The 6,111-nt window shown below is 31.3% G+C and carries 7 protein-coding genes; 2 read left to right on the top strand and 5 right to left on the bottom strand.

Going from position 1 to position 6,111, the window contains the following annotated elements; all coding sequences use genetic code 11:
* On the top strand, positions 1–357 hold a 357-nt coding region (locus B3J26_RS07935; RefSeq protein WP_291074065.1), incomplete at its 5' end, for a transposase.
* 411 nt (positions 358–768) lie between these two features.
* Here B3J26_RS07935 and B3J26_RS07930 read toward each other — a convergent pair.
* Positions 769–1,095, bottom strand: a complete 327-nt coding sequence (locus B3J26_RS07930) for a Spy/CpxP family protein refolding chaperone (RefSeq protein ID WP_291074064.1) — start codon at positions 1,093–1,095, stop codon at positions 769–771.
* 237 nt (positions 1,096–1,332) lie between these two features.
* Between B3J26_RS07930 and B3J26_RS07925 the strand changes: the two genes are divergently transcribed.
* A complete protein-coding gene (locus B3J26_RS07925; protein ID WP_291074062.1) occupies positions 1,333–3,861 on the top strand; it encodes an outer membrane beta-barrel family protein in 2,529 nt (842 codons plus the stop codon).
* Between the two features lie 74 nt (positions 3,862–3,935).
* On the opposite strand, the gene mscL is transcribed toward B3J26_RS07925, so the two are convergent.
* From mscL to B3J26_RS07905, 4 genes are all read right to left on the bottom strand, one after another.
* Positions 3,936–4,319, bottom strand: coding sequence for a large conductance mechanosensitive channel protein MscL (mscL, locus tag B3J26_RS07920; RefSeq protein ID WP_125349655.1), 384 nt, complete (start codon positions 4,317–4,319; stop codon positions 3,936–3,938).
* A gap of 34 nt (positions 4,320–4,353) precedes the next feature.
* Positions 4,354–5,247, bottom strand: coding sequence for a prolipoprotein diacylglyceryl transferase (lgt, locus tag B3J26_RS07915; protein ID WP_219034371.1), 894 nt, complete (start codon positions 5,245–5,247; stop codon positions 4,354–4,356).
* A complete protein-coding gene (gene yidD, locus B3J26_RS07910) occupies positions 5,247–5,480 on the bottom strand; it encodes a membrane protein insertion efficiency factor YidD (RefSeq protein ID WP_125349653.1) in 234 nt (77 codons plus the stop codon). The genes lgt and yidD overlap by 1 nt, the downstream gene beginning before the upstream one ends.
* A gap of 98 nt (positions 5,481–5,578) precedes the next feature.
* A complete protein-coding gene (locus tag B3J26_RS07905; RefSeq protein ID WP_291074059.1) occupies positions 5,579–6,085 on the bottom strand; it encodes a thioredoxin family protein in 507 nt (168 codons plus the stop codon).
* Between the last annotated feature and the right edge of the window lie 26 nt (positions 6,086–6,111).

Below are 6,111 nucleotides of genomic sequence, written 5' to 3'. Positions count from 1 at the left end.
AAAGATGTTAAAACTCAAATGTATGATTGTTTGCTACTTGGGGATAAAGGTTATTTGTCACAAACAATTCAAATTGACTTATTTAATGAAGCTAATATACGATTAGAAACACCGAAAAGATCCAATCAAAAAGATTATAAACCTCAGTTTTATCCATTCAAAAAGTATCGAAAAAGAATTGAAACTTTATTTTCTCAACTATGCGATCAGTTTATGATTAGACGCAATTATGCAAAGACTTTTGAAGGGTTTAAAACCAGAATTCTAGCTAAAATTACTGCACTTACTGTGGTTCAGTACATTAATAAAACATATTTTAATCGAAATATTAATAAGCTAAAAACCAAAATTATTTAAAATGCACAACGGGTTAATAGTATTAAATCATATAATGAATTAAGACCATATACAAGTTGTGATTATTTAACTCCAAATGCTGCACATTTACAGTCAGAAAATTAAAGAAAAGATGGAAAAACTATAATAGAAGTTTTAATAATCAAAACTTCCTTGTATAATAAATTTAGGATTAAGATCAATTGGTGTATAACTATAACAGGATTTATTTAAAAACATGTATAGTTATTTTAGGACGGGTCATAGTACCGGGATACTCCCAACATCAAGGCAAGATGAAGGCAACATAGTGGCAGTAGAATGTATGTAAAAGGTTTTTGTAACTCAGGTGTTGTGACGATTGCCTAGTTGCTTTGTAAAAAAGATAAACGTATTAAGTTGTAATAATTGTATTAAATAAAAAAGGAGCTATTAATTAGCTCCTTTTTTATTTTGATGTTTTTTGGCGTGCAATTCCTTCAATGTTGCTTTTTGTTCTGGCGTAAAAACAGCATTGATTTCATTAAATTCTTTTTCACGAACTTCTTTCATTTTCTTTTTCAATTCAATTTTTTCGTCTTTGTAGCTGTCCTCAATTTGTTTGATTTTGATGACTTGCGCATCTGTCAAGTTCAAATCTTTTTTTAATTGTTGTAATTTCTGCTCTCTCGATCCTTCATTTCTGTCTTGCGCTGAAGCAGTTGTTAAAGTGAAAGCAATTAATCCTAATCCTACATATTTATAAAATGCTGTTCTCATAATTATCAACTTTTTTTGTTTTATTTACTCTTAAGACTTCAAAAAAATAAAAAGGTTTAAAACGGTAAATGTTAAAGTTTTTCGGTTATGATGAAATCTTTTAAAAGATGTAACATTTGAGACGAATTATCGACCAATATTTTTTTAAATTATTTTTGAAATCGATTAAACCTTTTCCAAAAAGGATTGTCAAACAAGTTGTGAAATTATAAAACTACAAAACGAAAAATTAAACAAATGAGGTTAAGAAGTTTATTTGCTTTGATTTTTATTTGTGTTTGTGCAGGATTGAATGCGCAAGAGCTTTTAAAAATTAAAGGGAAAGTCTTATCAAGTGAAAACAAACCTGTAGAATACACTACAATATCGCTTGAAAGCTCGGAAGATGGAGTTGTGGCAGAAGCGGCAACGGATGCAAAAGGAGAATTTACAGTAGAAGCAAAGGCTGGGCAATATGTTCTTGTGATTGAGCCATTGGGATACGATGTAATAGAAAAACAGATTAATTTAGAATCTGCATTAGATCTAGGTACTTTTACTGTAAAAACGACGCAAACAGTTTCGTTAGGAGCAGCGGTTGTAACAGCGGAAAAGCCAATTTATAAAGTAGAATTGGACAAAAAAGTGTATGATATGGTGAATGATCCAATGTCGCAAGGTCAAACATTGTCTGATGCTTTAGCAAATGTACCGTCAGTTTCTGTTGATGCGGAAGGAAATGTTTCGTTGAGAGGAAATGATAATGTAAAATTCTTGATTGATGGAAAACCTTCGGGAATGTTGGGTGTTTCTGATGTAGCGGAAGCTTTAAAAAATATTCCAGCCGAAAATGTAGAACGTATTGAATTGGTAACAAACCCTTCTGCTCGTTACGAAGCTTCAGGTTCTGCGGGGATCATCAATATTGTATTGAAAAAAGGTTCTAATACAGGTTTTAATGGTTCTGTAACCTTGAATGGAGGAATTCCTAAAATGGTTGGAGGAAATGTAAACTTGAATTATAAAACAAAAAAATATAACATTTTTACAACTTTAGGTTCTCGTTATATGGATAGAGAAGGTGAAGGTTCTGCTTTTATGACAAGTTATAATGAAGGAACAGATGTTGTAAAACAATATAGATCTACAAACCGAGATAATAATAGAATTCGTAGAAATTACAACATTCGTTTGGGTGGAGAATATTATTTAGATGATAAAAATACAATAGGTTTATCTGCAGGTTATCGTTACAATAATGGAAATAACAATGCTTTAGTTGATTATAATTACTTTGATAATGCAATGACTTTCTTGAAGAATGAATATAATCTTCAGAATGAGAAAGAAATTGAAAATAACTTTGATTTAGATTTTAATTATAAACACGAGTTTGATAAAAAAGGTCATGAATTTGCATTCACAGGACGTTTTTCGTCTCAAAAAGAAGACGAAGATGGTTTTGTTAATGGTTTAACAAAAGTATTAGACAAAACTACAGGTAACTATGTAGATGAAATTACAAATCGTATTACTGATAATTTAGAAGATCAGAAAAATGTAGTTTTAACAGCAGATTATGTTCGTCCAATTGGAGAAAAAGGAAAATTTGAATTAGGTGCTCGTGCAGATTTTAGCGATACGAAAACTAATAACAGAACATTCTTTTTAACTGACGCTGGAGATTATGAAGAAGATAGTAGATTCTTTGCAAATGTAGATAATCAACAAAATGTATTTGCAGCTTATACACAATATGGAAACGCAATTGGAGAAAAATTTCAATACTTCGCAGGTTTACGTTTAGAGAGTTCTGATATGAAAATCAAAAACTACACAAGCGGAGAAAATATTTCAAAAAAATATACAGATTTATTCCCAACATTAACGTTGAATTATAAGTTTACTGAGAAAAACGAATTACAATTAAGTTATTCTCGTCGTGTTCGTCGTCCAATGGGATTCATGTTAATGCCTTTCTTTTCTGCAACAGATGATAGAAATGTAAGAAATGGTAATCCAGATCTTAATCCTACTTATACAAATTCATACGAGTTAGCTTATATCACAACTGTAGGAAAGTTGATGGTAACGCCAAGTTTATTTTACCAAAGAACAACTGATATGATTAATCAGTTTCAACGTAAAAATTATAACGATAACGGAGATGAAGTATTTATTACAAAACCAATCAACATTGGTGATGAAGATCGTTATGGTTTAGATTTAACAGCGACTTACAAACCAGCTAAATGGTGGAGTTTGATGTTCAATGTAAATTTATTTGGATACAATAGAACAGGTTTCTACGAAGAAACAAACGTTGTAAAAGATCCTGTAACAGGAGTAGAAAGTACAAAAGTAGATACGCAAGATTTCTCTGGAGACGGATTTAGTTCTCGTGGACGTTTGTCTTCTAACTTTATATTACCTGCAGATTTCAAAATTCAGGTTGCTGGAAATTACATGGGAAGCATGAAAACGGCTCAACAAAAAATTGAAGATAATTTGTCAATGGATTTTTCTTTATCAAAAGATTTATTCAACAAACAAGCTACATTATCTTTAAATATTCGTGACGTGTTCAACTCAAGAAAAAGAGAATCTACTACTTATGGAGCAGATTACACTAATTACGAAAGTATGCGTTGGATGAAACGTTCAATTAACTTATCGTTTACATATCGTTTTAAGAAAACAAACGAAAGAGAAAAGAATAAACAACAACGCCCAGATGGAGAAGAAATGGGAGGTGGAGAAGAAATGCAAATGCAAGCAGCTTCTTAAGAGTTTGAAAATAATCGATAAAAAAATGGATCGCAATTGCGATCCATTTTTTTATCATTTTGAATGAAAACGAATTATTTGTTTTTTAACAAATCACGAATTTCAGCCAATAATTCTTCTTGTGTTGGTCCTGCAGGAGCTGGTTCTTCAGCAGGGGCTTCTTTTTTCAATTTGTTAATTCCTTTAATCATTACGAATAAAGCAAATGCAACAACTATAAAAGAAATAGCAGCAGCTAAAAAGCTACCATATTTAATTGCAGTCCCTGGTATTACTAATGCAGCTAAATTTTCAGCGTCAATAGCTTTCAAGGCTGGATTTAAAATGGCTGGCGTAATGATATCTTCAACTAAAGAAGTAACAATTTTACCAAAGGCACCACCGATAACTACACCGACAGCTAAATCTACTACGTTACCTTTTACTGCAAACTCTTTAAATTCTTTAAAAAATCCCATAAGTCTATAATTTATTTCTAAGTTTATAATAATTCTAAGGTTGATTGATATCTAATCTATTTTTAGAAGAGATAAATAAGTATAAACCGATTAACATAAAAGGAATACTTAAGATTTGACCATTGTTTAATCCTATATTCAACATTTGAGCAACTGCTTCTTCTCCTTGATTTTCTTTATAGAACTCAACAACAAATCGTATTAAAAATAATAAAAATAAGAATATGCCTAACAAAGCTCCCAAATATTTTGTCTTATCTGTTTTGTTGTACATATAAAGCATAATAATTCCTAAGATAACATATCCAATCGCTTCATAAATTTGAGCTGGATGACGAGGAATTACTTCTCCATATCCCAAACTTTGTTGATGAAATTTTACTGCCCAAGGTAATTCTGATGCTTTTCCTACAATTTCTGAGTTGTAAAAATTTCCAATTCGAACCGCAGCTCCACCAAAAGGAACAACAACAGCAATACGGTCTAACAACCACAATACATTACGATGCAAATATTTTCTACTAAATAAATAGGAAGTTAAAATTACACCTAATGCAGCTCCGTGACTTGCAAGTCCACTAAATCCTACAAATTCGTAATCTTGTAATAATCCAAAGAAAGCACTTTGTCCTGGTGAGTGTTGTACAGGTAAGAAAACTTCGATTGGTCGTTCAATAAACGCAGCAGGATCATAAAAAATATATTCTCCGAGTCTTGCACCTACAATTGCTCCAATAAATGTGTAAAGGAATAAAGGGTCAAGTAATTCTTTTTTCTGATTTTCTTTCTTGAAAATATTTGACATCAAATACCAGCCTACGACAAAGGCGACTATCCAACATAAACTGTAAATATGTACTTTGAATCCTGCTATTTCAAATAAATAAGGTTTTGGATTCCAATCGATAAACGAAATTAAGTTAATCATTAATTTTTCTTTTTAGGTACAGGGTCGTATCCATGTCCTCCCCAAGGATGACAGCGACCAATTCTTTTTGTTCCGAGCCACAAACCTTTTAGCAAACCATGTTCTTTTAGCGCCTCTATCATATAAGAAGAGCAAGTTGGTTGATATCTACAATTGCTTCCCATCCAAGGAGAAATCGCTAATTGATAAAATCTTACCAACAGAATAAATGGTGTAACCAAAATTTTGTTCATCTCACAAAGTTAATCAATAACCGAAATAAAAAAGAATCAATCTAAAAAGTTTATGCTTTTGCAGATTGATTCTCTATACGATACGTGCTTAACGCATATTATTTTTTAGTATAACTCGCTGGATCTAATGCTTTGTAAGACCAGTTTTGTAAAAACTCTAACACAACTTTCGGATCATGTCCTTTCACTTCTTTGCTTTCAAGATAAGCTGAGTTTTGTGTGTGAATTAAATTTCCTTTCTCATCTAAAATTACAAAAACAGGAAATCCAAAACGCTCTGGATGTTTCAATGCAGCTAATGTTTCTTCGTTTTTATTTTTTGGAGAATAATTTACATGAACCACTTCATAATTATTCGCAATATAATCTTTTACTTCTTGATTTTCTTTTATCAATTTATCAAACATCACACACCAAGCGCACCAATTACCACCAATTTGCAATAAAACGTGTTTCTTTTCTGCAGAAGCTTTTTGTACCGCATTCGCAATATCTACTTTCGGATTTGCTTCTTCGCTATAAATTTTTGGTTTTTCAGTTTGTTGACCAAATGCAAAACTTAATGATAAAATCATTAAGCTAAAAAACATAGTTAATTTTTTCATTTCAAATTCTAAATATTAAGTCGAAT

The organism is Empedobacter sp. UBA5987 (assembly GCF_002429865.1).
In the GTDB taxonomy this organism is placed as follows: Bacteria; Bacteroidota; Bacteroidia; order Flavobacteriales; family Weeksellaceae; genus Empedobacter; species Empedobacter falsenii_B.
Note: the sequence above shows the minus strand (reverse complement) of the source record. Positions and strands in the feature narration are given on the sequence as shown.

Bases quoted from the DNA above. Each gene is read 5' to 3' on its own strand.
- B3J26_RS07905 (WP_291074059.1), bottom strand. From the start codon at position 6,085: ATGAAAAAATTAACTATGTTTTTTAGCTTAATGATTTTATCATTAAGT.
- B3J26_RS07925 (WP_291074062.1), top strand. From the start codon at position 1,333: ATGAGGTTAAGAAGTTTATTTGCTTTGATTTTTATTTGTGTTTGTGCA.
- lgt (WP_219034371.1), bottom strand. From the start codon at position 5,247: ATGATTAACTTAATTTCGTTTATCGATTGGAATCCAAAACCTTATTTA.
- yidD (WP_125349653.1), bottom strand. From the start codon at position 5,480: ATGAACAAAATTTTGGTTACACCATTTATTCTGTTGGTAAGATTTTAT.
- B3J26_RS07930 (WP_291074064.1), bottom strand. From the start codon at position 1,095: ATGAGAACAGCATTTTATAAATATGTAGGATTAGGATTAATTGCTTTC.
- mscL (WP_125349655.1), bottom strand. From the start codon at position 4,319: ATGGGATTTTTTAAAGAATTTAAAGAGTTTGCAGTAAAAGGTAACGTA.